The sequence below is a fragment of the Chryseobacterium populi genome, from assembly GCF_000282115.1.
Classification (GTDB): domain Bacteria; phylum Bacteroidota; class Bacteroidia; order Flavobacteriales; family Weeksellaceae; genus Chryseobacterium; species Chryseobacterium populi.
This window is the reverse complement of the sequence record NZ_AKJY01000002.1, coordinates 58,595-84,983: the sequence shown is the minus strand read 5'-3', so window position 1 is coordinate 84,983 and position 26,389 is coordinate 58,595. Positions and strand designations below refer to the sequence as shown.

Here is a 26,389-nt window from a genome sequence, read left to right as displayed (position 1 = left end):
AACTCCAAGCTTTTACCTGTTAAGGACATTGGCATCTGTCACAGGTGTACAAAGTACATACGCCTGTTTCAAAGTCCCATTCACAGCAGCGTCTTGATGTAGGTGGTGCACCGCCCAGAATTGATTTTTGCTGATCTCTGCCTAATTTTTGCGCATTTTTTAGCGCCGGATTTTTCTTGTTCATGATTTTGAATTTTTGGTGTTAATAATTTATTTTTTAATTTCCATAGAAATTATATCACTAAGATAGGAAATTTTTCCTTTCCGCTATCATAATTTTTAAGTCGAATATAGATGGTAAACAGTAAGTTGTAGATTTTTTAATGGGATAATAAATATTTTGAGTGCATCAGTTAAGATGACATTGAAAAAGATTTTCTGAAGTGAAAATAATTCACGGCATAAAACAATTCAAAAGTTTTCCAGATAGAGACCTTTACTTATATTTGTATAATGCATAAATCTTTATGAAACTAAATATTAAAAACGAAACAGGGAGGTTAAAATCAGTTGTTCTCGGCCAGCCTAATTCAATGGGACCGGTTCCCACTCTTGAGGAAAGCTATGATGCCAAGTCCTATTATTCAATCGAACACAATATGTATCCTAAAGAAGAGGATATTATCAATGAAATGAATGCTTTTGAAGCAGTATTGAATAAATATGATGTAGAAGTTTTGCGTCCGAGTATTATCAAAGACTATAACCAGGTTTTTGCAAGAGATGTGGCTTTTGTGATTGATGATAAAATGATTATCTCAAATGTGATCGCAGATAGGGCCGATGAGCAGGAAGCGTATAAAAAAGTATTTGAAAAAGTAGCCTGGAGAAAAATAATCAATCTCCCGGAAACGGCACATATCGAAGGTGGAGACGTTATTGTCTGGGATGATTTTCTTTTCATAGGAACATGCTTCAGCGAAGACTACAGAAACTATAAAACAGCCAGAACCAATGAATACGCTATCGAAATTCTGAAAGAATATTTTCCTAAAAAAAGGATCATTGACCTGGAGCTGAAGAAAAATGACAAAATTCCTTTTGAAGGGATTCTGCATTTAGATTGTACCTTCAACCCGATTGGAAAAGATAAATGTATTATTTATAAAAACGGTTTTGTAGATGAGAGTGATTATCGTTTAATCATTGATATTTTCGGAGAAGAAAACTGCTTTCATGTGACTGACGAAGAAATGTTTGAAATGTTCCCGAATATCTTCTCCATTTCCCCTGAAATTATAGTTTCAGACCAATCATTCACGAGAATGAATAATCATTTCAGAAACGAGTGGGGAATGACCGTAGAAGAAATTCCTTACCGCGAAATTTCTAAAATGGGCGGCTTATTAAGATGCTCTACAATGCCTTTGGTGCGGGAGTAGTATCAGAGAGTTTTTTTAATCTTGAGAGAATTTTTAAATCAAAAAAAAATGCAAACAACAGATACCGTTTTAATGATAGAGCCGATTGCTTTCGGCTACAATGCGGAAACCGCAAAAAACAATTACTTTCAGGTTGAACAGAAGAATTCTGATGTTCAGTCTAAAGCTTTGGAAGAGTTCAATAATTTTGTCGGGAAATTAAGAAGCAAAGGGATTAATGTGATTACCGTTAAAGATACATTAGATCCCCACACTCCGGATTCTATTTTCCCGAATAACTGGGTAAGCTTCCATAAAGACGGCAAGGTGGTTTTATATCCGATGTTCGCATCAAACAGAAGAGTTGAAAGAAGGGATGATATTATTGAGACGATCAAAAACCAGGGATTTGAAGTCGCTGAAATTGATGACTGGTCTTTTTCTGAAATACAGGGACATTTTCTGGAAGGAACGGGAAGTATGATCTTTGACCATGACCATAAAATTGCTTATGGTTCTGTATCCTTAAGGCTTGATGAGCAGTTATTCCGGGACTTCTGTTCAAAATATGGCTTTGAGCCTGTTGTTTTTCATTCTTTTCAGACGGTAGGATCAGAAAGGCTTCCTATTTATCACACCAATGTCATGATGTGTGTGGCAGATAAGTTTGTGGTGATCTGCTTAGACTGTATCGATGATGAGCTGGAAAGAAGCAAGGTGATCGAAACGATTAAAAGTTCGGGAAAAGAAATTATCGAAATTTCCGAAGAGCAGATGCAGCAGTTTGCCGGCAATATGCTTCAGGTACGGAATAAAGAGGGTGAAAAATTCCTGATCATGAGTGAGACAGCTTATCAATCTTTAACTCGGGAGCAAATTTCAAATATTGAAAAATACTGTGGTATCATTTACTCTGATCTCAATACAATTGAAGTAAATGGTGGTGGAAGTGCACGCTGTATGCTGGCTGAGGTTTTTCTGCCTAAGAAATAAGATCGTAAAAAGAAAACTAATATATTTGCGTAAAATATAATCAATTGGAATTCCCTACCAGTAAAGGTTTGCATATTCTTCTAACTTTGGAAACGGAGTTAGAAGATTTATTATTAGATAGTAATGGTTTTTTACAATATATTAAAACAATTTTAAAGGGCAAAGAAGTAGAAATTGTTGGGATAACCAATCATATTTTTGAAAATCAGAGCTTTACTTCAGCGGTATGTCTGAAAGAATCCCATTTGTGTATTCATACCTGGCCGGAATTTAAGCAGCTGACTTTCGATGTTTTTCTTTGCAATTATACACAGGATAATACTGGAAAAGTGGAAATCATTGCAGATGAGGTGATCAGGTATTTTAAAGCTAAAACCCTTCAAAAACATACGATTTACAGATAAAAAAATGGATTACGTTTGTCCCATCTGCAAAACTGAAAACAAACATGAAATTAATTTTCCTGTTGGAGAATATGTATGCAGATCATGCTCTAATCTTATCAGTACCGTTAAAAATTCATCCCAAAAAGTTGTCAGGAAGCCGGTAGAAAATGTTGTTTTAAACATTGGCCAGAAAGGAGTAATTGATCAGGCTGAATACAGTGTTATAGGAATCATTGTCCGTAAATATGGTTCCGGGACCTTTTGGCGGGAGTACTACCTGAAAGATCAGAAAGGAAATAATGCTTTTCTGAGTGAAAGCAATGGACATTGGGTTTTTCTATTACCAATGCCTATAGGTAAATTCCGTAAAAAAAGTTCAAAACAGATTATTCTGAATGATAGAACTTACAGATGGTACGAAACTACTGAATGTCATATTGACGCGGCGGCAGGTTTTTTTGAGGATGCACTGAATTTTAATATTGCTACTTACAAAGAATATGTCAACGGAACGGAAATGATTTCTCAAGAACAATCCGGGAGTTCTAATGAGCATTTTTTCGGAAGCCATATTTCTAAATATACCGTAAAAAAAGCATTTGAGATTTCTGATCTTCCCAATTATTCAGGAATCGGAATTGTGCAGCCTTTTTATGTCAATATAAAACAAACAATTAATATTTTGTGTATTGCAGCCCTTTTAATCTGTTTACTGCAATTGTATGTTTATACTTCACGCACTAATTATTCTGTTTTCGAGCAGACGGTAAGGTTTGAAGATGTTAAAAATAAAGAAATGGCAAGCAAAAGCTTTACACTTTCGGGAGGCTCAGCCCCATTAAAAGTAAATTTACATTCAGCAGTAGATAATTCGTGGGCGAATGTTCAGCTGAGCCTTGTCAATGAAAATACAAACGAAGCGGTTTATACTTCCAAAGATATTGAAGAATATCATGGTTATGAAGATGGAGAAAACTGGTCGGAAGGCAGTACAACCGAAGAATTTAATTTCTGTGGAGTCGCTTCCGGAAAATATCATTTTGTTATTTCAGCTGAAAAACAGGAAACGATTATAAGTACAACTTCAGCTTCTAATTATTATATATCTCCCGATGGAAATATTACCTTATCCAGGGAACCGTCTGGGATTGTGAATGTAGTAAATAATAATACCAGAGAATCTGTTGCTTTCGGAGATCTTGAAACATTGAAAAAAGATCAGTCTGCAATGGGAAGTCTTGTAAGCAAAACCTTTGGCAAACAAAATCTGGATTCTCTTCTGAATATCAACACAACTTTATCAGAGGCTTCACAAAATACAGTAATAAGGGACGGAAGTTCTGTAGATATTAAAGCAACATGGCTTCCTGTTTCATTCTGGAATTTCGGGATCATCTTAGGATTGATGCTAATCTTTTTTATAGCCTGTTATTGGGGAAATCGTCTTTTTAGCATATCCAAATGGAGTGAAAGTTCCAATTCACCTTACACCCAATCTTAATGATGACAAAAATATTTGATTATATAAAAGAAAATTGGTTTCTCTGTCTAGCGGGGATGCTGTTTGTAGGTTGGTTTACATATCTTACTTATAGCGGAAATCAGACCTGTGATTGTGCAAAAACAGAAACTTACCGCGACGGAACTACAAAAAGCCACACGTCAAGAGTAGGCTTCTACAGATATTATCACAAATAAAAATATAAATTATGGACCAGATTAATTTGTTACCGATATTCAATTCGATTCTTTATTCATTTTTAGGGATTGGTATCTTATTGCTTTGTTATTTTATCATTGAAAAATTAACACCGGAAAGAACATGGTATGAAATTTCCAAAAACCAAAATGTAGCTCTGGCTATTATTTTCGGGGCATTTATCATCGGAATCTCAATTATTATAAGCGCAGCTATTCATGGATAAAAAGAGGATTCCTCTTGAGCTATTATTACTGTTTTCAGTATTTGTTATTGCTACCTGCGGACTGATTTATGAATTGGTTGCCGGAGCATTGGCAAGCTATCTTCTTGGAGATTCTGTAAGGCAGTTTTCTTTCATTATCGGGGTATATCTTTTCTCAATGGGGGTAGGTTCTTATTTTGCAAAATTTATAAAAGGAAACCTTATCGATAAATTTGTAGAAATTGAAATCCTTGTAGGAATTGTTGGTGGGATAAGCTCTGTTGTATTATTTATACTATTCAATACTTTAGTTCATTTTGAGGCTGTACTTTACTTATTTGTTTTCTTTACAGGTTGTCTTGTGGGAATAGAGATTCCTTTACTGATGAATATTCTTAAAGATAGGATTGGATTTAAAGATTTGGTTTCAAATGTTTTTGCATTCGATTATATAGGAGCTTTATTAGCTTCCATCCTTTTTCCGTTGGTCCTTATTCCAAATCTGGGAATTGTAAAAACACCCTTGTTTTTTGGGTTAATCAATATTTCGATTGCTATTTTTCTGTGTTTTTATCTTAAAAGAGAATTGTCAAATCCTATTTCCTTAAGAGTCAAGTCTATTGGTGCTTTTGTTTTACTTCTTTCTCTTTTCATTTTTTCAGATACTATCCTGTCCTATTCCGAAGAGAAATTATATGGTGAGAATGTAGTGTACACTAAAACTTCACCCTATCAGAGGATTGTGTTGACCAGAAATAATCGTGAATTCCGTTTGTATTTGAACAATAATTTACAGTTTTCATCTACAGATGAATACCGTTACCATGAAGCTTTGGTACATCCGGTAATGACAATGGCAAAAAATATTGATAGTATTCTGATTTTAGGAGGCGGAGATGGGTTTGCAGTTCGAGAAGTTTTAAAATATAAAGAAGTCAGAAATATAACCTTGGTTGATCTGGACGGAGAAATGACTGATTTCTTCAAAACCAACGAAACAATGCGTAAGCTTAATCAAAACTCTTTATCCAATTCAAAAGTAAAAATTATCAATAAGGATGCTTACATCTGGGTGAAGGAAAATCAGCGGAAATTTGATGTGATTATCATTGATTTTCCCGATCCGTCAAATTATAGCTTAGGAAAATTATACTCGTTGCAATTTTATAAAGAGTTGGAGAGATTGACTACTCCGAATACCAAAATTGTAGTACAAACCACATCTCCTTACTTTGCACCGAAATCTTTTTGGTGTATTGAAAAAACGATGAATCAAATATTTCCGTTTACTTCGGCCTACCATACCTATGTTCCTTCTTTCGGAGAGTGGGGGTTTTCTATGGCTTCATTTGAACCTGTGGAAAATAAAATTTACAGAAGAATTCCCAATTTGAAATTTTATGATTACAATTTTTCACAGATGGCCTATTTCACAAAAGATATGAAAGCAAATAATGTAGAAATCAACCGTCTGGATAATCAAATATTAGTTCGTTATTTCGATGAAGAGTGGGGGAAAGTACAATAGAAAAGATTTTCTTAAGACTATATTTTTAGGTAGTCTGATACTCCCTTTTTTACAGTATTGTAAGAAGAAGGGAAAGTCATTATTGCTTAAAATTACAGAAACAAATCATATCCTTGGTCATCAGCTTTGGGCTAAAGATTTTCCAAAACCCACCGAAGAAATTCACATAAAATATCTTATTGTTGGTGGTGGAATTTCCGGACTTTCGGCCTGCCGGTTTTTAAGACAGAATGATAACGATGACTATCTGTTGCTGGAAATGGAAAATTATCTCGGTGGAAACTCTTCAAACGGAGAAAATAAATTTTCAAAATTTCCTTTGGGTGCCCATTACTTACCATTACCCAATAAAGAAAATACAGAGATTATCGATTTTTTAAAAGAGTGTGGAATCTATCTTGGTGACGATGAAAACGGCGATCCTGTTTTAGATGAATATCAGTTGACTTTCCCACAACAGGAAAGGTTATTCTACAAAAACTCCTGGCAAAATGATATTGTTCCGCAAAAAGGAATTTCTGCTGAAGCTCAGAAAGAGTTTGAGCGGTTTTTCAAAATGATGGATGGTTTCAGGGAAAAAAAAGATTCACATGGGAAGTACGTCTTTGCTATTCCGGTTGAAGATTCCAGCTTTGAAGAGCCTGAATTTATACAATTGGAAAAGATGCTTTTTAAAAGCTTTCTTGCTGTGGAAAATTTTAAATCGGAAGAATTACTTTGGTTGTTAGATTATTCTTGCCGGGATGATTACGGATTGGGAATTGATTATGTTTCCGCCTGGGCAGGAATTCACTATTTTGCGGGTAGAAAAAATAACTGGAGCAAAAAATATAAAGATCAGGTTTTCACATGGCCTGAAGGGAATGCGAGGCTGGTTAAATATCTATCAAAATATACAGATGGGAAATACTTATCTAATCATCTGGTTTTTGATATAAGATTAAATCAAAACAATGTTGAAGTTTTAAGTTTTGATAATGTACATAAAAAAACAAAAAAAGTCATTGCTGAAAAAGTTCTGTTAGCAACACCTCAATTCGTCAATGAACGCATTTTTAAAAACAGGACCGCAAAATTATTCAATTATGTTCCCTGGCTTTTAGCGACGGTTACATTGAAAAATGAATTCGGAGGTGATGAAGAACTGGCTTGGGATAATGTGATTTACGGTTCAGAAGGATTAGGATATATCTATGATCAACACCAGAATGTTAATCAGATTATGGGAGAAAAAGTAATTACCTATTACAGAAGTTTTTCAACAGATGATTGCAGAAAAGCAAGACGAAAATTATTTTCTATGAAAGAAAGTGAACTCAAAAGTCTTGTGCTGGATGACCTCAAAAAAGCCCATCCTTTGATTGAAGATTTCATTATCGAAATACAATTTCATAAAATTGGGCATGCAATGATTGCTCCTGTCCCCAATCATATGTCTGGGAAAACAGCAGAAGCAAAGCAGCCAATTGATGAGAAAATTTTCTTTGCGCATACTGATTTATCAGGAATATCCATTTTTGAAGAAGCTTTTTATCAGGGAATCAGAACAGCAAAACAAATGATATGAAGCAACCCTGGATTCATAATGCGAAAACTGACGGCTGGCTGATTCTCTCGCCACCATTTTTGATTTTACTGATTATTTTTCTTTTTCAAAAGCAAATTCAGAATCTTGAGAATGGGTATTCTTTTTATACATGGCTGTTCCTTATAGTTTTTGTAGATGTAGCCCACGTTTATTCTACTTTATTTAAAACCTATTTTGTAAAAGAAGAAATTAGGAATAAAAAACTGTTATACTGGAGGATTCCTGTCCTGAGTTGGGTGTTGGGTTTAATCTTGTATCAATGGGGAAGTTTGGTATTCTGGTCGGTGTTGGCTTTGGTTGCTATTTTCCATTTTATCAGGCAACAGTATGGTTTTATGAGGATTTATGCACGGTTTGAACCCAATAACTGGCGTAAAAAAATTGATACCATCGCGATATATTCTGCTACAATCTATCCGATGCTCTATTGGATTAAAACTCCAAGAGCTTTCACATGGTTTGTTGAAAATGAATTCAGTTGGCTGCAAAACTTACCGGATTATACATATCTCATCACTGTTCTGTATGGATTTATTTTAATAGCTTGGATTTTCAAAACATGTTTTGAGCTATTTAAACTAAGAAACATCAATATCCCTAAGATAGCCTTAATTGCCGGGACTTATCTTTCATGGTATTTTGGAATTATTCATTTCAATAATGACCTTGTTTTCACCTTTCTGAATGTTATTTCTCATGGAATTCCTTATGTTTCCCTGATTTACATACGGGAAATTCAACAGAAAGAAAATCATCAGCTTAATAAACTGTCAATCTTTAAATCAGCGTTTGGAGTTTTTCTGTTTATTGGAATTATTGTTGGGTTAGCTTTTTTTGAAGAATTTTTATGGGAAATTTTAATCTGGCGTGAGCATTTCTCTTTGGATTTTCAACTCTCTGTAATTTGGTTTCAGTTTCTGATTCCCTTATTAGTTGTTCCCCAGCTTACCCATTATCTATTAGACGGTTTTATTTGGAGAAAACCTAAAAAAAAGTAATTAACTTTGTCTTCCTAAGTAAAACTTATGAAGATGCAGAAGTACTTTTTTTTAATGGCAGTCCTTTTAGGAATGAGCCTTAATGCCCAGCAAAAAACATTTTGCAATCCTATCAACATTGACTACGGATATACACCGTTCGAAACCTTTTCAAAACAGGGAAAACACCGTGCTACGGCAGATCCGGTTATTGTTAATTTTAAAAACAAGCTCTTTCTTTTTTCAACCAATCAGGAAGGATACTGGTATAGCGATGATATGCTGGACTGGAAATTTGTAAAAAGAAAATTCCTCAGAGACAACAAATACCAGCATGACCTGAATGCCCCGGCAGTCTGGGCAATGAAAGACACATTATACGTTTTCGGTTCTACCTGGGAACAGGATTTCCCGATCTGGAAAAGTACAAATCCTACCAAAGACGACTGGAAAATTGCTGTGGATACTTTGAAAGTAGGAGCATGGGACCCGGCTTTCCATTACGATGAAGATAAAAATAAACTCTACCTGTATTGGGGCTCAAGTAATGAATGGCCTCTTTTAGGAACTGAAGTTAAAGTGAAAACACTTCAGTCTGAAGGCTTCGTAAAACCGATTATCAAATTAAAACCGGAAGATCATGGTTGGGAAAGATTCGGGGAATATAATGACAATGTTTTTCTTCAGCCGTTTGTAGAAGGAGCGTGGATGACCAGGCACAACGGGAAATATTATATGCAGTACGGAGCTCCGGCAACAGAATTCAGTGGATATTCCGATGGAGTATATGTAAGCAATAATCCGTTGGAAGGCTTCGAATATCAGCAGCATAATCCATTTTCCTATAAACCCGGAGGTTTTGCAAGAGGTGCCGGACATGGGGCAACTTTCGAGGATAATTACAAAAACTGGTGGCATATTTCTACTATTTTTATCTCCACAAAAAATAATTTTGAAAGAAGATTAGGGATCTGGCCGGCCGGCTTTGATAAAGATGATGTCATGTATTGCAATACTGCGTATGGAGATTATCCGACCTATCTTCCACAGTATGCCCAGGGAAAAGATTTTTCAAAAGGCCTTTTTGCAGGATGGATGCTGTTGAATTATAATAAACCGGTTCAGGTTTCATCTACTTTAGGTGGGTATCATTCGAACTATGCTGTAGATGAAGATATTAAAACCTATTGGAGCGCCAGGACCGGAAATTCCGGAGAATGGTTTCAGACTGACCTTGGAGAAGTATCTGCTATCAATGCTATTCAGGTCAATTATGCAGACCAGGATGTCGAATTTTTAGGGAAAACTCTAGGAAAAATGCATCAGTACAAAATCTACGGTTCGAATGACGGGAAAAAATGGAGTGTTATTGTAGATAAAAGTAAAAATACCAAAGATGTTCCGCATGATTATATAGAGCTTGAAAAACCGGCAAAAGCAAGATTCCTGAAAATGGAAAACCTGAAAATGCCGACCGGGAAATTTGCGCTGAGCGGTTTCAGGGTATTCGGGAAAGGAGAAGGAGCAAAACCAGCAAAAGTTCAGAACTTTGTTCCATTGAGAGCTGATTCTAAAAAATATGGAGAAAGGAGGAGTATCTGGATGAAATGGCAACAAAATCAGGATGCCGACGGCTATGTAATTTATTGGGGTAAATCTCCGGATAAAATGTACGGAAATATTATGGTGTACGGTAAGAATGAATATTTCTTTACCGGAGCTGACAGGACGGATGCTTATTATTTCCAGATCGAAGCTTTCAATGCCAATGGAATCTCGGAAAGAACAGAGATTGTAAAATCAGAATAATATTTAAAAACGCTTTGGAATTTCCAAAGCGTTTTATTTTTCACCGACTTTTTTTAAAAAACCGGAAATTTTATCAATTAAAAATGTTGCGTTAGACGCTTTATACCAGTCAAGATGACCGCCACTGAATTCGTAAGACCTGTTCAGAACATGGTTCTTATCTAAAAAAGAATCCAGTGTTTGTTTTTGAGATAAAGGGATGATTTGATCGATCGTTCCATAAAAAGAAAGAGTGGGTGCTGAGGTGCTGTCAATCCAGTGTGCAGGGCTGCCTAATACATTTACAGGAAGTGTTGACTGAATCATTTCCGGATCGATAAGATGTTTTTCAACAAATGAGTAATCTGTATATTTTTTAAAGCTCGGGTCTGATAGATCAGAAGGCCCCACAATATTGACAACAGCCTTTATTTTTTTAGTTTTGTCATAATGGTAGGCATATAGCATGGATAAATGGGCACCTGCACTGTTGCCTAAAACAATAAATTTCGGATGATAATTTAATCTTTTTTCAAGATAAAGAATTGCCTCATCTATATCATTGGTCTGATTAGGAATAGCAAAACGTGACGGAGAAGCCAGCCGGTAATCAATATTGGCAAAAACAGCATTGGGGAATTTATCCATCATACACAGAGTGAAGAAAGTAAGTTCCGATTTATCTCCGCCTCGCCAGCCGCCGCCATGTATCATGATGAAAACATCAGGCTTTGTATTCACACTATTTTCAGGAATATATAAGTCCATTCTTTGTTCCGGATTTTCATCTTTGGAATACCGGATATCTTCATAAGCTTTGAACGAAATATCTTTTCCAAGGGTGACTGTTTTCTCCTTACAGCTGATGACAAAAACTATGATGAGCAGGAATCCTGAAATTATATTTAAAATTTTTTTCATTAACCTAAATATAGAAAAACTCACCACAAAATGCGGTGAGTTTTACATAAAAAATGATTAAATATGAAGAAATGATAAATGTTATCTTGTTCTGTTTTTGATATCGTCGGAAGCAGCTTCGATATCTCTTATTTTTTTCACTTTCTGGTTTCCGAAGTTATACGTAATGCTTAGAGTCATGCCTCTTCTGTACTGGTCGTTTCTTACAAAGTTGTAGTTTCCGCTGGCCTGATAATCTTCAATTTCTACGATATTCGTTCTTAAAACATCATTGACATTAAGAGCAAACGTCCAGTCGTTCCAGTTTTTCTTGATGCTCAGGTCTAGACTCATCAGGTTTTTCAGCATTCCAAGCTCAATCTGTTGCTTGTCTACATAGAAATAATTAATTCCAAAGAACCACGTTTTCTTTTTATCTAACCGGATCGTGTTATTGGTCTGGATTATTAAGCTTGTAGATTTTGTGTTGTTGACATAGGTATCAAATACTTGACCTGTCGTAGGATCGGTATTCAAAGTTCCGTCATTAATATTGTGCTGAATCCCGATATTGAAATTGGTAGTCAGGTATTGTTTAAAAAATGACTTCTGAACTCCAACCATTGCAGACATTTCCTGTTTTGTTCCGAAGTTGGTTCTTATATAAGCCAGTTGTTGATATTCAATATTGTTTTCTACGATCTTTCTCTGTAAAGGAACCTGTGTGATCACATCTTTAAATAATGAGTGGTTCAATATAAGGAAGTAAGAATTCTTATACATATAGGTTAGTTCCTGGTTGTATGTAGAAGATGCTTTTACAAACGGGTTGTTTTGCGTATAATTAAATTCCGTAATGATATTTCTTACAGGATTCAGCTCCCAGAAACTTGGTCTTCTCATTCTGCTTGAAAATGAATAGGAAATATTATTCTTATCATTGATCACATAATTGAAGCTCAGATAAGGTAAAAAATTATTATAATTTCTCACTATTTTCTGATGCTGCATATCCGGATTGGTATTCTGCGGGTTATCAGCGGTTCCGATACTGTTTGTAATCTCATATCTTGTTCCGATTTTTCCGGAGAATTTATCAGAAAACTTTTTTTCAAGAGTTACATACACCCCGTAAATATTTTCATCATAGATAAAATGGTTAAAATCAGGTTTCAATTCTGTCTGATTACCATTCTCGTCATAAGAATAAGTGTAATTTTTAGAATCATTATCTGTTTTGGTTTTATTAAAATTACCTCCAGCAGAAAATGTAAGATCCTTTTTAAATTTTTGGATATAATCTACTGTTCCTGAGAAATTATTAATGATCTGCGGGATATCCTGAATGATTTTTTTTCCGTGTTGTGAGAAATCTTCAAGCGGTCCTGGCACTAAGGTATTATTATCGGAATACTGAAAACGTTTATAATTAAGATAAGCGGCATTTACATTTAATTTACTTCCTAAAGAATCTAATTTCAGTTCATAATTTAAATTCAATGAATTGTTGTAACTGCGCGAATTTTCCCTGTTTTTAGAACGTGTAAAATCAGTGGAAATTAAATTTCCGTTATTATCGTACTTCGTTAAAGTATTCAATAAATCAATTGTAGAATTATAGCTTTTGTTGGCTGAGGTGTTCCATGATAAAGCCAGATTACTGTTTTCGTTTAGCTGGTAATCGGCATTTATATAGCCGCCAATGTATTTGTTGGGATCGTCAATATCTCCTACAGACTCATTTTTTACCATATTTGTACCGTTTCTCAGAATATAGGATTGCGGCTGGATGTTTTCTCCACCGTTAAGATTGGCGCTTATCCCTAACTTTCCTTTTCTGTAATTGGCAGAAAAGCTGGCAGAGCTTGAGTTGTATTTATTCTGGGTATTGGCCATTCTCATATTACCGTTCAGGCCGTCGCTCATCTTTTTCTTTAGTACAATGTTGATGATTCCGTCTGAAGATTCAACCTGATACTCACTTCCCGGAACGGTGATCACTTCAATTTTCTGAATGTTTTCTGCAGGAGTGTTTTTCAGGAATTGGGTAAGAGACTCTGCATCCATATTGGTTTTTCTACCGTTTATATAGATCAGCGCATTGTTCTTTCCTGCAATTTTTAACGTTTTATCATCAGTAGTAGATAACAATGGAGTTTGCTTTAAAAGGTCAAACGTAGTATTTCCTTTTGCAACCGGTGAAGCCGCTACATCGTAAACAAAACGGTCACTTTGTTTTTTGAAGACCTGCTTGGTAAGCGTTATACCTTCAATACTTTTGGTTTTTACCGTATCAGATTTTGCCTTTTCCTGTGCAAAAGCGCAGGTTCCGGATAAGATAGCGGTTAGTAATAGTATATTTTTCATGTTTGTTTATTTAAAAGTGAGAGTGATTAATTTAAAGTAGGCTTATTGATTAAGTCCTTGATTTTATAGCATCGTTAGCTGATTTCATTTCTCTGGTTTTTTTCAGCTTTTGATTACCGAAATTATAAGTAACTCCAATGCTTATTATTCTTGGATAACCGAACTCCGTAATATTATTGTAGCTTCCATCCGGTTGAACACCCTTAATTTTAGTATAATTCTGATTAAATATATCATAAGCTTCAGCCAGGAAAGTCCAGTTACCCATTATTTTTTTAACACTCAGGTCAAAACTTTGTCTTACCCCCATTTCCCCACTTTCGATGGCATTTTTACCGGCAAAGAAATAATTAACCCCAAGGAACCAGTCTTTTTTAGAAGGAAGGCGAATGGTATTGTTGATCTGTGTAAAGAAATTAAAGTTTTTAACATCAATAACATAAGGCGAAAGAACTTCTACCTGTCCCGGAACCGGAACTGAAGTAGGATCTTCAGTTACCGTACCGGAATAGATCGCATATCCTAAGTTCACAGAATAATTGGTGGTCCAGATTTCTTTAAACCAGGTCTTGTTCATACCAAGCGTTAAACCCAGTTGCTTATTATTTCCATAATTGGTTCTGATGTATCTAAGAAACTTGGTGTCTCCGTTAATTGTTCCCTGTAATGGCAACTGGCTGGAAGCATCATCTACATAATTGAAAGAAAGATTGGCATAGAATGCATTCTTAAACATATAACTGATTTCCTGATTGTAAAATTTAGAAGCCAGTATAAACGGATTGTTCTGGGTATAATTGGTAGGCGTAAAATACGTTCTTGACGGATTAAGTTCCCAGAATCTAGGCCTTCTTACCCTGCTTGAAAAAGTATAGCTGATGCTGTTGTTTTCATTAATGGTATAATTTAGATTAAGATAGGGTAACAAATTATTATAATCTCTGTCAAAACCGGTTTTCCCTATAATATCACCGGTGCTTTTAGTCATCTCAAAACGGGTACCTAATTTTCCTGAAAGCTTTTCATTAAATTTTCTTTCATAAGTAATATAAGCAGCCAGAATATTTTCTTTATAAATAAAATGATTGGTTTGGTTAGGATCATTAACAAAGCTTTCGTCTTTTAAAACATCCTGTCTGGTATCATTATCCGTATTGGTGTGGTTATAGCTTACTCCCACAAGCCAGGTATGTCCCTTAGCTGTTTTTTTTAGGTAATCGATATTGGCAGCATAATTATTGATGATCTGTGGAACTGACTGCTGGAAAGCCCCGTATTCATCGGCATTGCTGATAGGGAAAGTCTGATTTAAGCTTACTTTATCCCTGTTGAACCATAAATAAGAAACATTAGATGTCAGTTTGCTTCCTAGAGTATCCGTTTTTATTTCATAATTCAGGTTGAAAGAATGGTTTCTGGTTTGGGCATCTTCATGATTTACCGTTCTGTTACGCAAAACTCCATCCTCAAGATTGGTCACATCTAAAATTGAATTGAAGCTTTTGTTATATCTCATATTATAAGTGAAACCTAAACTGTGCTTTTTATTGATCTCATAATCGATATTTACACTTCCACCGTAAGTTTTGTTCGGGTCATCGTTCGATCCGAAAGACTTGTTTTTGAACGTATTATCCCCGTTAGAAAGGTTATATCTTTCTCTTTCTCTCCAGCTTCCCACGTTGAAGCTTGTGTTCACAGACCATTTATTCTGTTTGAAATTAAAAGTGGCTCCTCCGCCAGGATTGCTGTAATAGCTCATCTCGTTCTGTGCTTTCAGTGTTCCGTTGTAGCCATTGTTTTTACTCTTTTTCATTACAATATTGATCACGCCGTCATTGGATTCTACCTGAAATTCACTTCCCGGAACCGTGATCACCTCAATTTTCTGGATGTCTTCAGACGGTGTGCTTTTAAGCATCGCGAGTAAAGCTTCCGAATCCATATTGGTTTTCTTCCCATTAATGTAGATCACCACTTCAGACTTTCCCATGATTTTCAATGTTTTCCCGTCAATACTGGAAATCATTGGGGTCTGTTGTAAAAGACTGAATGTATTGGTGCCTTTTGCAATAGGGGAAGAAGCTACATCATAAATAAAACGGTCACTTTGTTTTTTGAAAACCTGTTTCTTCAAATTGATCCCTTCTAAAGTTTTTGTTTTTAACGTATCAGGTTTCTGTTGGGAATAGATCAATCCACTGAAAAATAGAGCTGCGATGAGAATGGGCGTTTTCATATTATTATTTTTAGAGTGTTAATAGCTTGTATTTGTTATTATTTAACATTGCAAAGATATATAATATTTTAAGTATCTTGCAATACAAAGTACTTAAAATGTTTTGATTGAAGTTTTAACATGCTGGTTTTCAATTGTTAAAATTTCACCGATTAAAATTCAATTACTTTGATTTTATACATAATAAGACAACCCTGACCATAAATTTGTTACATGTGAGGCTTAAAAAATAGAAAAAAATTAATAGGATCAATGATTTAATCCCATGTCAATTTGTTGCCAAAGGAAGTTTGGTGGTGTAAAAAAATTAACATCAAAGAAAAAGATTGAAGAAATCTTTATTTTATTCCCTGTCGAAACGGGCGAGTTTTTTATCTACCCAGATTGTAGCAAAAGGAAAAAATGCAGACAATAAAGCGAATACAAAATCTTCATCATCCCATTTGAAAATCTTTCTTACCGGAATGCAGAGCAAAAGATAGCCGGTAAAAAATAATCCGTGAATATTTCCGACGATAATAATGAAAATAGTGGGAAGCAATCCCTCATCATCATATCTTTTCCAGATCATGGCAACACCATACAGAAGGAAACATGAGATAGCTTCTGCCACACACATCTGCTTAAACCACTTAATGATTTTTTCCTGGGAATATTTTGAGAAAAATTTTTCGATGAAATTCATTCTGACTTGAGTTAAAAGTTAAACTAACAGTTGACGGTTTAAAAGATATCTCTGACTTGTAATTTCAGGCATCTAAGTACTATCTATCTACTTATAAAAATTACTGCCGTCCAGATAATCAAAAACTTCAGGCGGAAGCATAGGCCTTACATTTTTCCCTTCTTTGATCATATTACGGATTTCTGTGGCGGAAAGCTCAATTACAGGAGCTTTTATTAATGAAATATTTTCATGCTGAAGATAGTCGGAACCTTTTTTCTCTCCATCGAAAACCCTTGGATAAATGATGATATGGTGATTTTTGATCAATATTTCGGAGTTTTTCCATTTATGTAAACCGGCGAGGTTATCTTCACCCATAATTAAGCTGAAAGAATAATCAGGATATTTTTCATGAAGATAAGTAAGGGTATCAATGGTATAACTTGGCTGGGGCAAAGAAAATTCAACATTAGAAGCCCACATATTCGGATAATTTTTTACGGCAAGCTGTACCATATCCAATCTGTTGTGATCTTTCAGTAATGTCTTTTTTTCCTTGAAAGGGTTCTGAGGGCTCACTACAAACCATAATTCATTCATATCGGAATTTTCCAGAATATAATTAGCCAAAATAAGATGTCCGATATGAATAGGATTAAATGAGCCGAAAAATAAACCGATTTTTTTCATTTGATTAATAAATGATAGGACTGAGTTTGCAAATATTAAGATTCTCTGAATTTCACATCCTTAATATTCAGATAATGGGTTACATTGCCCTTCCAGTGGTTCTCTTCCAGGGTGAAGGCCAGGTCAAAATTTTTGTTTTTGAAATCTTCAGAATACGGTCCTAACTTAAATCCTACACATTCAATATTTCTGCCGGTAGATTCCTGCCTGATATAAAATTTAAGATGGTTGTTATCTTTTCCCATTGTTTTTACATAGCCGGAAAGTCTTTGATTTTTTAAAACCAGAATAGGCTTCATATTGTGAGGTCCGAAAGGAGCCAGTTTTCTATGAAAATTGATAAACTCCCTGTTGATTTCATCAATCTCTATATCCGAATCTATGGTGACAGAAGGCTCTTTCTGATGCTCTTTAAGTTTCTCTGAAACAACTCTTTCAAATTTTTCTTTGAAAGCGTCAAATTTATCCTTTTCCATGGAAAGCCCTGCGGCAGCATGATGCCCTCCGAATTTCAGGAAATATTCCGAACAGAGATCCAAAGCTTCATGTACATCAAAATCAGATACCGACCTCGCTGACGCTACCATTTCCCCATTGTTCCCGTCAGTAAAAACAAGGGTTGGCTTATAATAGGTCTCAATCAGCCTTGAAGCCACGATTCCTATTACCCCTTTATTCCATTCAGGATGATAAACAATCGTAGTATGTTTGGTTTCCTGTTGGGATTCTATAATTTGATTCAATGCGGAAAGGGTTGAATTCATATCCAGTTCACGCCTTTCATCGTTAAGATTCATAATATCACTTACAATCTGATGAGCATGTTTCAGGTTATCGGAAACCATAAGCTCAACGGCTGCTTTTCCTTGTGAGATTCTTCCTGCAGCATTAATTTTCGGGGCAATTTCAAAAACAATATTTGAAATTTCAAAATGAGACAGTTTGTCTTCGGGAATTAATAGCCTTAATCCTAAATTGCGGGTTTTTCTAAGGATTTTTAATCCCATTTTTGCCAGAACCCTGTTTTCTCCCGTCATTGATACAATATCTGCCGCAATAGAAATCGCAAGAAGGTCAGTTAATTCAAATAATTCGGCTTCAGGTAATTTGTAAATTGTATTTAAGCCCTGGCAAAGCTTGAAGCCAACTCCACATCCCGAAAGCTCTTTGAAAGGATACCTGCAATCGTTTCTTTTAGGATCGAGAACAGCGGCAGCATTCGGAATTTCTTCTCCCGGCAGGTGGTGGTCACAGATGATAAAATCAATGCCCAGATTTTCTGCATAGCTGATCATATCGATGGCTTTAATCCCACAGTCTAATGCGATGATCAATGAAAATCCGTTTTGTTTTGCAAAATCAATTCCTTCAGTTGAAATTCCATAGCCTTCAGAATTTCGGTCAGGAATATAATAATCCAGGTATTTTTTCTCAACAATCTTGCTGAGATACAGATACACCAAAGCAACTGCTGTAGTTCCGTCTACATCATAATCGCCATAAACTAATATTTTTTCTCCGTTTTCAATGGCGGTTGCAATGCGCTCTACAGCTTTCTGCATATCAGCCATTAAAAACGGGTTGTGTATATCGGTGAGGTTCGGTTTGAAAAATTCCCGGGCCTTTTGATAATTGTCAATTCCTCTGAGAACGAGAAGTTTAGATTCAAAAGTTCCAAAACCAAGTGACGAACTTAATCTGTCTACAATATCTTCATCCGGTTCGGGCTTGTAAATCCATTTTTGACTCATTTCACAAAAATAGGGATTTTTTTTTTCTTTCGTTTAAGTTATAAGGTGTAATTATTTAGAATCAATATAAATAGCAGATTTTTTTATTCATTTGCATGGGAAAAATAAATATGCTATATATTTGAAACCTAAATAATTAAAAAAACACAATGAAAAAATTATTATTTCTAATGATCTTAGGATTTGCAGGATTTGCGAGTGCTAAAAACTATGATGCCAAGCTAGATTCTCATAAAGAATTTGGAATTAGTAAATTAACTACAAATAAAGCATTTTTTTATAGATATGCGTACCTTTATCAATCTACATGTGGTTGGACGTTCAATATGTATACAGAAACTCCCGTAGGTCAAATGACACCTGATCAATATGATGACTATATTGATGAATTAATTACTATGAATGATCATGTTTGTAAACTTCATGGAGATAAACCCATTGAAGGATATGTTTACAATCAAAATAAAGTAATGAGTGAAAAAGAAAAAATTTAAATAAATTTTAATCTAAAAAATATTAGTTCCATTAGTGATTCTTATGAATCATATTGATGGAATTTTTAATTAAATATAAAATGAAGAAACTTATAATTATTATCTCAATTATCTTCTATACATTTTTTTCTGCCCAAAATAAAAATGGAAAATCTGATTTAAAAATACGTTATTTTATGGTAATGGCTTCGGATTCTACTTTAATAAGAAATCAGGAAAAAGCATCTGTGTTCAGTTATTCGCTGATTTGTAATGCAAATAAATCTATTTATGCAGATGAGAGTGCTAAAACATACTATAATTACTTAAGGGATAATGCCGGAAATTATGGGCAACTGCCTATTAGTAGCTTGCCAAAATCTAAAAGTAGTGTGTATAAAGATGGAGATAAAATAATAACAACACTTCCTATCGGAAGAAAAGATTTATATAGATTTGAAGAACCCGCACTAAAGTGGGAGCTTATTAAAAACAAAACAAAAACGATATTATCATATTCTTGCAATTTGGCAAAAACGACTTCTGATACTGGAAAAGTGTATTATGCATGGTATGCTCCATCAATTCCTATGTCTGAAGGACCATTCAGATTTAAAGGTTTGAATGGTTTGATATTAGAAGTTTATAATGAAGAAAAAACAATATTTATAAATGCTGTTGAAATTGTAAAAGTAAACGAAATAATTGAACCTCTTAAATATGTAAAGATTTATGATATAAAAGATAAATCTCAATTTATGAAAAAAAGAAGGGAAGTAATTGATGATCCGAATGCAAATAATTATCAATCTAAATATCAGGCTACAGGACCTGATGGACAGGAAATAAAAATTGACAGAGAACAATCAACAGAAAAAGTAAAAGAAAGTAACCTTTTAGATTAGTCAAAATTTTATATAAATAATCAATCACTTCAAATTTTGGAGTGATTTTTTCTTGTATGTTTTCGTGTTTTTGAATTAGTAAATAATACTTATCTTCGCGGTCAGCAAATCAAAAATAACAATTATGAAAAAAACTGTATTCTGCCTGATGTTTATCGGGGCAATGCACTTGGCTAATGCGCAAAAAATCAATTTAGGAAAAGCTGCAAGTGTTATTTCTAACGGGGCAAAAGCTCTTTCTTTTACAAACGAAGATGCTGTCAAATTATCCAAAGAATCTGTTGACTGGATGGATAAAAATAATAAAGTAGCAGGTACGAAAGATCCTTATACGATCAGATTAAACAAGCTTTTTGGAAAACATAAAAGTCAAGACGGGCTTCATTTGAACTATAAGGTTTACCTGGTAAAAGATATTAATGCTTTTGCCTGTGCAGACGGAAGTGTGCGTGTGTTTTCCTCACTGATGGATATTATGACTGATGATGAATTGTTAGCTGTAATCGGTCACGAAATCGGCCACGTAAAAAATCAGGATACAAAAGATGCCATGAAATCTGCGTACTTAAAAGCAGCCGCATTAGATGCTGCTTCTTCAGCTTCAAACACTGTGACAACTTTAAATGATAGCCAGGTAGGTAAGATGGCGAATGCATTTTTAGATGCTTCCCACAGCAAGAAACAGGAATCAGAAGCTGATATCTATTCTTATGACTTCATGAAAACAAACAAGTACAATGTTGTAGGAGCTTATACGGCATTCAGGAAACTGGCATTGCTTTCTGAAGAAGGGACACAACAATCTGGTTTTCAAAAAATGTTTAATTCGCATCCGGATAGCAATAAGAGAGCTGAAGCTGTGAAAAAACGTGCTGAAAAAGACGGCTTGTGGAAAGACCCGGGAACGGTGGCTATTCCTAAAACGAAGCTTTCCAAATAATACAATTTCATTTAAAATAGAAATTCCTCAAAGTCAACTTTGAGGAATTTTTTTGTTCATGATCCGTTAGTCATTATTAAAAAATTGATAAGAATGAAATTCATTTGAAATGGCAAAATTCTACAATTTATCCTTTATAATAAGCCAGACATCATTTTTTTTCACATATTTATTGATTATTGTATAATTATTTTTATTGATTATTATTGGTTTTAATTGGTTAATAAATGTTAATGTATTAATATTATTTAATTTAAATGATATATTTAAGTGCTAAATAAAAAAATATTTATGAAAATTACAATCTTTTCTCTTTATTTAATGTTGACCTCATTATCAACTATGTTTAATGCTCAATGCAACGCTGTTAATGTGCCTTATGTTGAGGATTTTAATACTACTGCAACAGGTGATATTCCTACCTGTACTTCAAGACAGTTGGTCTCAGGAGCTGTTGAATGGCAAGCTTATGATTATGATGGGACGCTAATGGTTGGTGATGCCGGTCCAAATCCGGAGACATGGTTTTATACACAGGGGGTGAATCTACAGGCTGGTAATGTGTATAAGCTTACATTTGATTACTTCGGGATATCAGTTCCTCAAAGTTTTGCAGTGGCATATGGTACTTCCCCTGTAAATAGTTCAATGACCAATGTAATTCAGGAATTTCTTGATTTTCCAAGTGGCACACCGCCTGTTTCTGCATCTCTGACGATTAATCCTCCTGCTACAGGTATTTATTATTTTGGATTCAATTACAAAGGGGGCGGTTCCGGAGTTTTGGTAGTGGATAATGTGTCGGTTCTTGAGTCAAATTTATCTTCATCTGAGGTTCAGCATTTAAAAGATGCTGTAGAGATATACCCGAACCCCGCTAAAGATTATCTGCTTGTAAAGAATTCTAAAAAAAATACAGGGGCAGAAATTCTGGATGTTTCCGGTAAGGTTGTTTTTTCTTTAACCGGAATAAAAGAAAAAATAGATGTTTCTGAATTGATAAGAGGTTCTTATTTCCTTGTGATAAAAAATGAAGATGGAACTATATCGAAAACAAAGTTTATTAAAAAATAACAGATGCATGTGAGAAATCAGAGAGGCTGACCTGCAGGCCAGCCTCTTTGATTTTTTATTAATTAAGAGTACATTTTTTCTCTTAGTTCTTTTATCTTTTTATCAGCAAGATATTCGTCATAAGTCATTTCTCTATCGATAATTCCGGTAGGAGTTAATTCGATGATTCTGTTACAGACTGTTGAAAGCATTTCGTGGTCATGAGAAGCCAATAAAATGTTTCCTTTAAAGTTTGACAGTGAGTTGTTCAAAGTGGTAATACTTTCAAGGTCTAAGTGGTTGGTAGGTTCATCCAATAAAAGAACATTAGCTTTCTGAAGCATCATTCTGCTGAACATACATCTCATTTTTTCCCCCCCTGAAAGTACTTTACAGGATTTTAAAGCTTCATCACCTGAGAAAAGCATTCTTCCAAGAAATCCTCTTACAAATTCTTCGTGACGTTCTTCATCATTTTTGGTGAATTGTCTCAACCAGTCAACCAGGCTTAAATCTTCCTGGAAGAAACTGGTGTTATCTAAAGGCATGTGAGATTGATTGGTCGTTACTCCCCAAGCCAAAGTTCCTTTATCTGCTACAATATTTCCAGCCAGAATCTCGAAAAATTCTGTGATGGCTAAAGAGTTTTTAGATAATACAGCAACTTTATCACCCTTTTTAAGGTTAAGATCGATATTTGAAAATAATAATTCTCCGTCTTTTGTTTTTTCAAGACCTTTTACATCTAAGATCTGATCTCCTGCTTCTCTCTCCATTTCGAAAATAATCGCCGGATATCTTCTTGAAGAAGGTTTGATATCATCGATGTTAAGTTTGTCGATCATTTTCTTTCTTGCCGTAGCCTGTTTAGCTTTTGCAACGTTTGAACTAAATCTTGCGATGAAGTCCTGAAGTTCCTTTTTCTTTTCTTCAGCTTTTTTGTTAGCCTGAGCTCTTTGTCTTGTTGCCAATTGAGAAGCCTGATACCAGAAAGAGTAGTTACCTGTGTAAAGATTAAGTTTAGCATAATCTAAATCTCCGATGTGTGTACAAACGGTATCCAGGAAGTGACGGTCGTGAGAAACCACGATAACGGTATTTTCATAATCTGCAAGAAAATCTTCCAACCATGAAATAGTATCAATGTCAAGGTCATTCGTAGGTTCATCCAGGATCAACACATCAGGGTTTCCGAAGAGTGCCTGAGCTAAAAGGACCTTTACTTTATCCTTATTCTCAAGTTCGCTCATCATCTGATAGTGCATATCATCTTTGATGCCAACGTTTGAAAGCATGGTCTGAGCATCAGATTCAGAATTCCATCCACCCATTTCGTCATAGATTACTCCTAATTCACCGGCTTTGATACCGTCTTCATCAGAGAAGTCCTCTTTTGCATAAAGAGCGTCCATCTCTTCTTTTATCTCGAATAATTTTTTATTACCTCTCAAAACCGCTTCAAGAACAGTATATTGATCGTAAGCAAAGTGATCCTGCTCAAGAACTGACATTCTTTTTCCAGGCTCTAAAGATACGTGTCCTGTTGTTGGGTCCTGCTTTCCTGTTAATATTTTAAGAAATGTAGACTTTCCTGCACCATTTGCTCCGATAATCCCGTAGCAGTTTCCTTTGGTAAACATAATATTCACCTCGTCAAAAAGAACTCTTTTCCCGAATTGTAAAGATAAGTTAGATACTGTTAACATATAGTTTTGTAAATTTGGCGCAAAAATACGAAAAGAATTTGGGTATTTTGTAATAATGTAATAGTCAAGTTTTTAAATGCAAGGTATTTTTGTATATTTCATTAATGAAATTTTAGACAAATGAAGATCGAGAAAACAGTCAATATATTAAATAGAAGAGCCCGTTTTGAGTACGAAATCATAGAAGAAGCGGAAGCCGGAATGGTTTTAACGGGTACGGAAATAAAATCTTTACGTTCTTCCAAAGCATCCATAGCAGAATCCTTCTGTCAGTTTATTGACGGGGAATTATACATCATTAACATGATGATTGATGAGTATAAATTGGGCACTTTTTACAATCATAAAACAAAAAGGGAACGGAAATTGCTCTTGCACAAAAAAGAATTGCAAAAATTCGAGAAGAAATTAAAGGATGCAGGAAATACCATCATACCTTTAAAATTATATATCAATGACAGGGGAAAAGCAAAGGTCTTAATTGCCTTGGCCAGAGGGAAAAAGCTATTTGATAAAAGGGAAGCGATAAAAGATAGAGAAAATAAACGAAACCTGGACAGAATATTAAAGAAAAGTTAAAAATCATTTAAAAAACTTTGTATATAAAGAAAAATTATATTTATTTTGCATTATCAATTATTTAATCATTTAATTCTATGAAAAATCTAAAATTAGGAATTTCAGCATTGGCACTTACTGTCGCTTCTACTGTATTCGCTCAGACTACCAACAACCCGTGGTTGATCGGAGTTGGTGCTCATGCGGAAAACCATACAGCAATAAGAAGCGAATTTAGTAATACGTTCTCTGCTAAAAATTTAACGAAGACAATGTTCAATATGAACAACTTCTCTATTACACCACCACTTTCTAAACTTACTGTTGCTAGGAACATAGGTAAAGGTTTAGTTATTGACTGGCAGACTTCAGTAGGGAATGTTGAGAATAAGAGATTCAACATGGGTAAAGAATTCATGTTAATGACAGGTCTTGGTTTCCAGGCTAAGGCTGCAGGTCTTTTATGGGACGAAGAGTCTTGGTTTGACCCTTACTTAAGAGTAGGTGCTAACTATTTAAGACATGATTATACTGCGCTTACTTTCCCAAGAACTGATGTAAACGGTGAGTGGGTATCTAATGGAGACAACGGTAATGAAAACGGTAAAGCTAACTTCTTTACAGTTTCTACTGGTGCCGGTGCTAACTTCTGGGTAACTAAAAACTTCGGTTTAGGGGTACAGGGAGATTATGTGTCAACTCCAGGTGATAAATCTACAGTTGCTAACTTCTGGCAAGCTTCTGCATCTTTATTATTTAGATTTGGTAACAGAGATAGAGATAAGGATGGTATCTTAGATAAAGATGATCTTTGTCCTGATACACCAGGTTTACCAGAATTCCAGGGATGTCCTGATAAAGATGGTGACGGAGTTCCAGATAAAGACGATCAATGTCCAGATGTAGCAGGACCAGTTGAAAACGGTGGTTGTCCTTGGCCAGATACAGACGGTGATGGTGTTATCGATAAAGATGATGCTTGTCCTACAGTAGCAGGTCCAGCTGAAAACAACGGTTGTCCTTGGCCAGATACAGATAATGACGGTATCCTTGATAAAGATGATGCTTGTCCTACAGTTCCTGGATTACCAGAATACAACGGATGTCCTAAACCAAAAGACGTAACAGCTACCGAAGTTGAAGCTAAATTGAAGAGCGTTTATTTCGACTTCAACAAAGCTACAATTAAAGCCGAGTCTACTCCTGCATTAGATGCTGCTGCTGAAATCATTAAGAAAGATGGAGGTAACTATCTATTAGAAGGTAGAACTGATGCTAAAGGTGCTGAAGCTTACAACTTGAAATTATCTAGAGAAAGAGCTGCTTCTGTAGTTGCTGCTTTAGATGCAAGAGGTGTAGATGCTGCTGCTCTTAAATCAATCGGTGTTGGTGAGTCTAAAGCTACAGTTTCTGAAAAAGCTTCTGATGCTGAAAGACAAGTTGACAGAAAAGTAGTTGTAAAAGCGATTACTGATGCTAACGAGTGGAATTCAATCAAGAAAAAAGATTATGAAGACGCTCCAGTAAAAAAAGCTACTAAAAAAGCTACGGCTAAGAAAAAAGTAGTTAAAAAGAAAAAATAATTAATTTTTCTAAATAATAAATACCTCCAATT

The 26,389-nt window shown here is 35.0% G+C and carries 23 protein-coding genes; 16 read left to right on the top strand and 7 right to left on the bottom strand.

Annotated features, from left to right (window positions below):
* Positions 1 to 467 precede the first annotated feature (467 nt).
* The 10 genes from PMI13_RS00395 (at position 468) to PMI13_RS00355 (ending at position 10,546) form a co-directional block, all read left to right on the top strand.
* Positions 468 to 1,382, top strand: a complete 915-nt coding sequence (locus PMI13_RS00395) for a dimethylarginine dimethylaminohydrolase family protein (RefSeq protein WP_007839442.1) — start codon at positions 468 to 470, stop codon at positions 1,380 to 1,382.
* Positions 1,383 to 1,430: 48 nt separating this feature from the next.
* Positions 1,431 to 2,354, top strand: coding sequence for a citrulline utilization hydrolase CtlX (gene ctlX / locus PMI13_RS00390; RefSeq protein WP_007839441.1), 924 nt, complete (start codon positions 1,431 to 1,433; stop codon positions 2,352 to 2,354).
* 44 nt (positions 2,355 to 2,398) lie between these two features.
* Positions 2,399 to 2,758, top strand: coding sequence for an S-adenosylmethionine decarboxylase family protein (locus tag PMI13_RS00385; protein ID WP_007839440.1), 360 nt, complete (start codon positions 2,399 to 2,401; stop codon positions 2,756 to 2,758).
* 4 nt (positions 2,759 to 2,762) lie between these two features.
* Positions 2,763 to 4,241 (top strand): DUF4178 domain-containing protein, encoded by a 1,479-nt coding sequence (locus PMI13_RS00380; RefSeq protein WP_007839439.1) that lies wholly within the window; start codon positions 2,763 to 2,765, stop codon positions 4,239 to 4,241.
* Positions 4,241 to 4,438, top strand: coding sequence for a hypothetical protein (locus tag PMI13_RS20820; RefSeq protein ID WP_007839438.1), 198 nt, complete (start codon positions 4,241 to 4,243; stop codon positions 4,436 to 4,438). The genes PMI13_RS00380 and PMI13_RS20820 overlap by 1 nt, the downstream gene beginning before the upstream one ends.
* Positions 4,439 to 4,449: 11 nt before the next feature.
* Positions 4,450 to 4,665: a DUF350 domain-containing protein gene (locus PMI13_RS00375; protein ID WP_007839436.1), complete on the top strand. Its 216-nt coding sequence runs from the start codon at positions 4,450 to 4,452 to the stop codon at positions 4,663 to 4,665.
* A complete protein-coding gene (locus tag PMI13_RS00370; RefSeq protein WP_007839435.1) occupies positions 4,658 to 6,172 on the top strand; it encodes a polyamine aminopropyltransferase in 1,515 nt (504 codons plus the stop codon). Before PMI13_RS00375 ends, PMI13_RS00370 begins: the two co-directional genes overlap by 8 nt.
* A gap of 82 nt (positions 6,173 to 6,254) precedes the next feature.
* Positions 6,255 to 7,739, top strand: coding sequence for an NAD(P)/FAD-dependent oxidoreductase (locus PMI13_RS00365; protein WP_238536252.1), 1,485 nt, complete (start codon positions 6,255 to 6,257; stop codon positions 7,737 to 7,739).
* Positions 7,736 to 8,758, top strand: coding sequence for a hypothetical protein (locus PMI13_RS00360; protein ID WP_007839433.1), 1,023 nt, complete (start codon positions 7,736 to 7,738; stop codon positions 8,756 to 8,758). Before PMI13_RS00365 ends, PMI13_RS00360 begins: the two co-directional genes overlap by 4 nt.
* 33 nt (positions 8,759 to 8,791) lie before the next feature.
* The gene (locus tag PMI13_RS00355) at positions 8,792 to 10,546 is read left to right on the top strand and encodes a discoidin domain-containing protein (RefSeq protein ID WP_007839432.1); all 1,755 of its coding nucleotides are present in this window, start codon (positions 8,792 to 8,794) and stop codon (positions 10,544 to 10,546) included.
* Between the two features lie 33 nt (positions 10,547 to 10,579).
* On the opposite strand, the gene PMI13_RS00350 is transcribed toward PMI13_RS00355, so the two are convergent.
* The 6 genes from PMI13_RS00350 to recJ all read right to left on the bottom strand — a co-directional run bounded on the left by PMI13_RS00350 (position 10,580) and on the right by recJ (position 19,139).
* The gene (locus tag PMI13_RS00350; protein ID WP_156104408.1) at positions 10,580 to 11,446 is read right to left on the bottom strand and encodes an alpha/beta hydrolase; all 867 of its coding nucleotides are present in this window, start codon (positions 11,444 to 11,446) and stop codon (positions 10,580 to 10,582) included.
* An 81-nt stretch (positions 11,447 to 11,527) separates the two neighbouring features.
* Positions 11,528 to 13,792 (bottom strand): outer membrane beta-barrel family protein, encoded by a 2,265-nt coding sequence (locus PMI13_RS00345; protein ID WP_007839429.1) that lies wholly within the window; start codon positions 13,790 to 13,792, stop codon positions 11,528 to 11,530.
* A 49-nt stretch (positions 13,793 to 13,841) separates the two neighbouring features.
* Entirely contained in the window at positions 13,842 to 16,031 is a 2,190-nt protein-coding gene (locus tag PMI13_RS00340) for an outer membrane beta-barrel family protein (RefSeq protein ID WP_007839427.1), read from the bottom strand.
* Between the two features lie 343 nt (positions 16,032 to 16,374).
* Positions 16,375 to 16,716: a DUF3817 domain-containing protein gene (locus PMI13_RS00335; RefSeq protein ID WP_007839425.1), complete on the bottom strand. Its 342-nt coding sequence runs from the start codon at positions 16,714 to 16,716 to the stop codon at positions 16,375 to 16,377.
* Positions 16,717 to 16,803: 87 nt separating this feature from the next.
* The gene (nadD, locus tag PMI13_RS00330) at positions 16,804 to 17,388 is read right to left on the bottom strand and encodes a nicotinate (nicotinamide) nucleotide adenylyltransferase (protein ID WP_007839423.1); all 585 of its coding nucleotides are present in this window, start codon (positions 17,386 to 17,388) and stop codon (positions 16,804 to 16,806) included.
* Between the two features lie 35 nt (positions 17,389 to 17,423).
* Positions 17,424 to 19,139 (bottom strand): single-stranded-DNA-specific exonuclease RecJ, encoded by a 1,716-nt coding sequence (gene recJ, locus PMI13_RS00325; RefSeq protein WP_007839421.1) that lies wholly within the window; start codon positions 19,137 to 19,139, stop codon positions 17,424 to 17,426.
* A 149-nt stretch (positions 19,140 to 19,288) separates the two neighbouring features.
* Here recJ and PMI13_RS00320 point away from each other — a divergent pair, with 149 nt between their 5' ends.
* The 4 genes from PMI13_RS00320 (at position 19,289) to PMI13_RS00305 (ending at position 22,531) form a co-directional block, all read left to right on the top strand.
* Positions 19,289 to 19,633, top strand: a complete 345-nt coding sequence (locus tag PMI13_RS00320; protein WP_007839419.1) for a hypothetical protein — start codon at positions 19,289 to 19,291, stop codon at positions 19,631 to 19,633.
* Positions 19,634 to 19,713: 80 nt separating this feature from the next.
* Positions 19,714 to 20,517: a GLPGLI family protein gene (locus PMI13_RS00315; protein WP_007839416.1), complete on the top strand. Its 804-nt coding sequence runs from the start codon at positions 19,714 to 19,716 to the stop codon at positions 20,515 to 20,517.
* A 124-nt stretch (positions 20,518 to 20,641) separates the two neighbouring features.
* Positions 20,642 to 21,457, top strand: coding sequence for a M48 family metallopeptidase (locus tag PMI13_RS00310; RefSeq protein WP_007839414.1), 816 nt, complete (start codon positions 20,642 to 20,644; stop codon positions 21,455 to 21,457).
* Between the two features lie 291 nt (positions 21,458 to 21,748).
* Positions 21,749 to 22,531, top strand: a complete 783-nt coding sequence (locus PMI13_RS00305) for a T9SS type A sorting domain-containing protein (protein WP_007839412.1) — start codon at positions 21,749 to 21,751, stop codon at positions 22,529 to 22,531.
* 62 nt (positions 22,532 to 22,593) lie between these two features.
* Here the strand turns inward: PMI13_RS00305 and PMI13_RS00300 are convergent, their stop codons facing one another.
* Complete coding sequence (locus PMI13_RS00300; protein WP_007839410.1) at positions 22,594 to 24,216, bottom strand: ABC-F family ATP-binding cassette domain-containing protein; 1,623 nt, start codon at positions 24,214 to 24,216, stop codon at positions 22,594 to 22,596.
* 120 nt (positions 24,217 to 24,336) lie between these two features.
* Between PMI13_RS00300 and smpB the strand changes: the two genes are divergently transcribed.
* Both smpB and PMI13_RS00290 read left to right on the top strand, forming a co-directional pair.
* Positions 24,337 to 24,795 (top strand): SsrA-binding protein SmpB, encoded by a 459-nt coding sequence (gene smpB, locus PMI13_RS00295; RefSeq protein ID WP_007839409.1) that lies wholly within the window; start codon positions 24,337 to 24,339, stop codon positions 24,793 to 24,795.
* A 77-nt stretch (positions 24,796 to 24,872) separates the two neighbouring features.
* Positions 24,873 to 26,357 (top strand): OmpA family protein, encoded by a 1,485-nt coding sequence (locus PMI13_RS00290; protein ID WP_007839406.1) that lies wholly within the window; start codon positions 24,873 to 24,875, stop codon positions 26,355 to 26,357.
* The last annotated feature ends 32 nt before the right edge of the window (positions 26,358 to 26,389 follow it).

Excerpts from the sequence above, each read along its gene's own strand:
- PMI13_RS00360 (WP_007839433.1), top strand. The coding sequence starts at position 7,736 with ATGAAGCAACCCTGGATTCATAATGCGAAAACTGACGGCTGGCTGATT.
- PMI13_RS00355 (WP_007839432.1), top strand. The coding sequence starts at position 8,792 with ATGCAGAAGTACTTTTTTTTAATGGCAGTCCTTTTAGGAATGAGCCTT.
- PMI13_RS00370 (WP_007839435.1), top strand. The coding sequence starts at position 4,658 with ATGGATAAAAAGAGGATTCCTCTTGAGCTATTATTACTGTTTTCAGTA.
- PMI13_RS00340 (WP_007839427.1), bottom strand. The coding sequence starts at position 16,031 with ATGAAAACGCCCATTCTCATCGCAGCTCTATTTTTCAGTGGATTGATC.
- PMI13_RS00300 (WP_007839410.1), bottom strand. The coding sequence starts at position 24,216 with ATGTTAACAGTATCTAACTTATCTTTACAATTCGGGAAAAGAGTTCTT.
- PMI13_RS00310 (WP_007839414.1), top strand. The coding sequence starts at position 20,642 with ATGAAAAAAACTGTATTCTGCCTGATGTTTATCGGGGCAATGCACTTG.
- PMI13_RS00305 (WP_007839412.1), top strand. The coding sequence starts at position 21,749 with ATGAAAATTACAATCTTTTCTCTTTATTTAATGTTGACCTCATTATCA.
- PMI13_RS00290 (WP_007839406.1), top strand. The coding sequence starts at position 24,873 with ATGAAAAATCTAAAATTAGGAATTTCAGCATTGGCACTTACTGTCGCT.
- PMI13_RS00315 (WP_007839416.1), top strand. The coding sequence starts at position 19,714 with ATGAAGAAACTTATAATTATTATCTCAATTATCTTCTATACATTTTTT.
- PMI13_RS00335 (WP_007839425.1), bottom strand. The coding sequence starts at position 16,716 with ATGAATTTCATCGAAAAATTTTTCTCAAAATATTCCCAGGAAAAAATC.
- PMI13_RS20820 (WP_007839438.1), top strand. The coding sequence starts at position 4,241 with ATGATGACAAAAATATTTGATTATATAAAAGAAAATTGGTTTCTCTGT.
- PMI13_RS00320 (WP_007839419.1), top strand. The coding sequence starts at position 19,289 with ATGAAAAAATTATTATTTCTAATGATCTTAGGATTTGCAGGATTTGCG.
- PMI13_RS00375 (WP_007839436.1), top strand. The coding sequence starts at position 4,450 with ATGGACCAGATTAATTTGTTACCGATATTCAATTCGATTCTTTATTCA.
- PMI13_RS00350 (WP_156104408.1), bottom strand. The coding sequence starts at position 11,446 with ATGAAAAAAATTTTAAATATAATTTCAGGATTCCTGCTCATCATAGTT.
- PMI13_RS00395 (WP_007839442.1), top strand. The coding sequence starts at position 468 with ATGAAACTAAATATTAAAAACGAAACAGGGAGGTTAAAATCAGTTGTT.
- smpB (WP_007839409.1), top strand. The coding sequence starts at position 24,337 with ATGAAGATCGAGAAAACAGTCAATATATTAAATAGAAGAGCCCGTTTT.
- ctlX (WP_007839441.1), top strand. The coding sequence starts at position 1,431 with ATGCAAACAACAGATACCGTTTTAATGATAGAGCCGATTGCTTTCGGC.
- nadD (WP_007839423.1), bottom strand. The coding sequence starts at position 17,388 with ATGAAAAAAATCGGTTTATTTTTCGGCTCATTTAATCCTATTCATATC.
- recJ (WP_007839421.1), bottom strand. The coding sequence starts at position 19,139 with ATGAGTCAAAAATGGATTTACAAGCCCGAACCGGATGAAGATATTGTA.
- PMI13_RS00345 (WP_007839429.1), bottom strand. The coding sequence starts at position 13,792 with ATGAAAAATATACTATTACTAACCGCTATCTTATCCGGAACCTGCGCT.
- PMI13_RS00380 (WP_007839439.1), top strand. The coding sequence starts at position 2,763 with ATGGATTACGTTTGTCCCATCTGCAAAACTGAAAACAAACATGAAATT.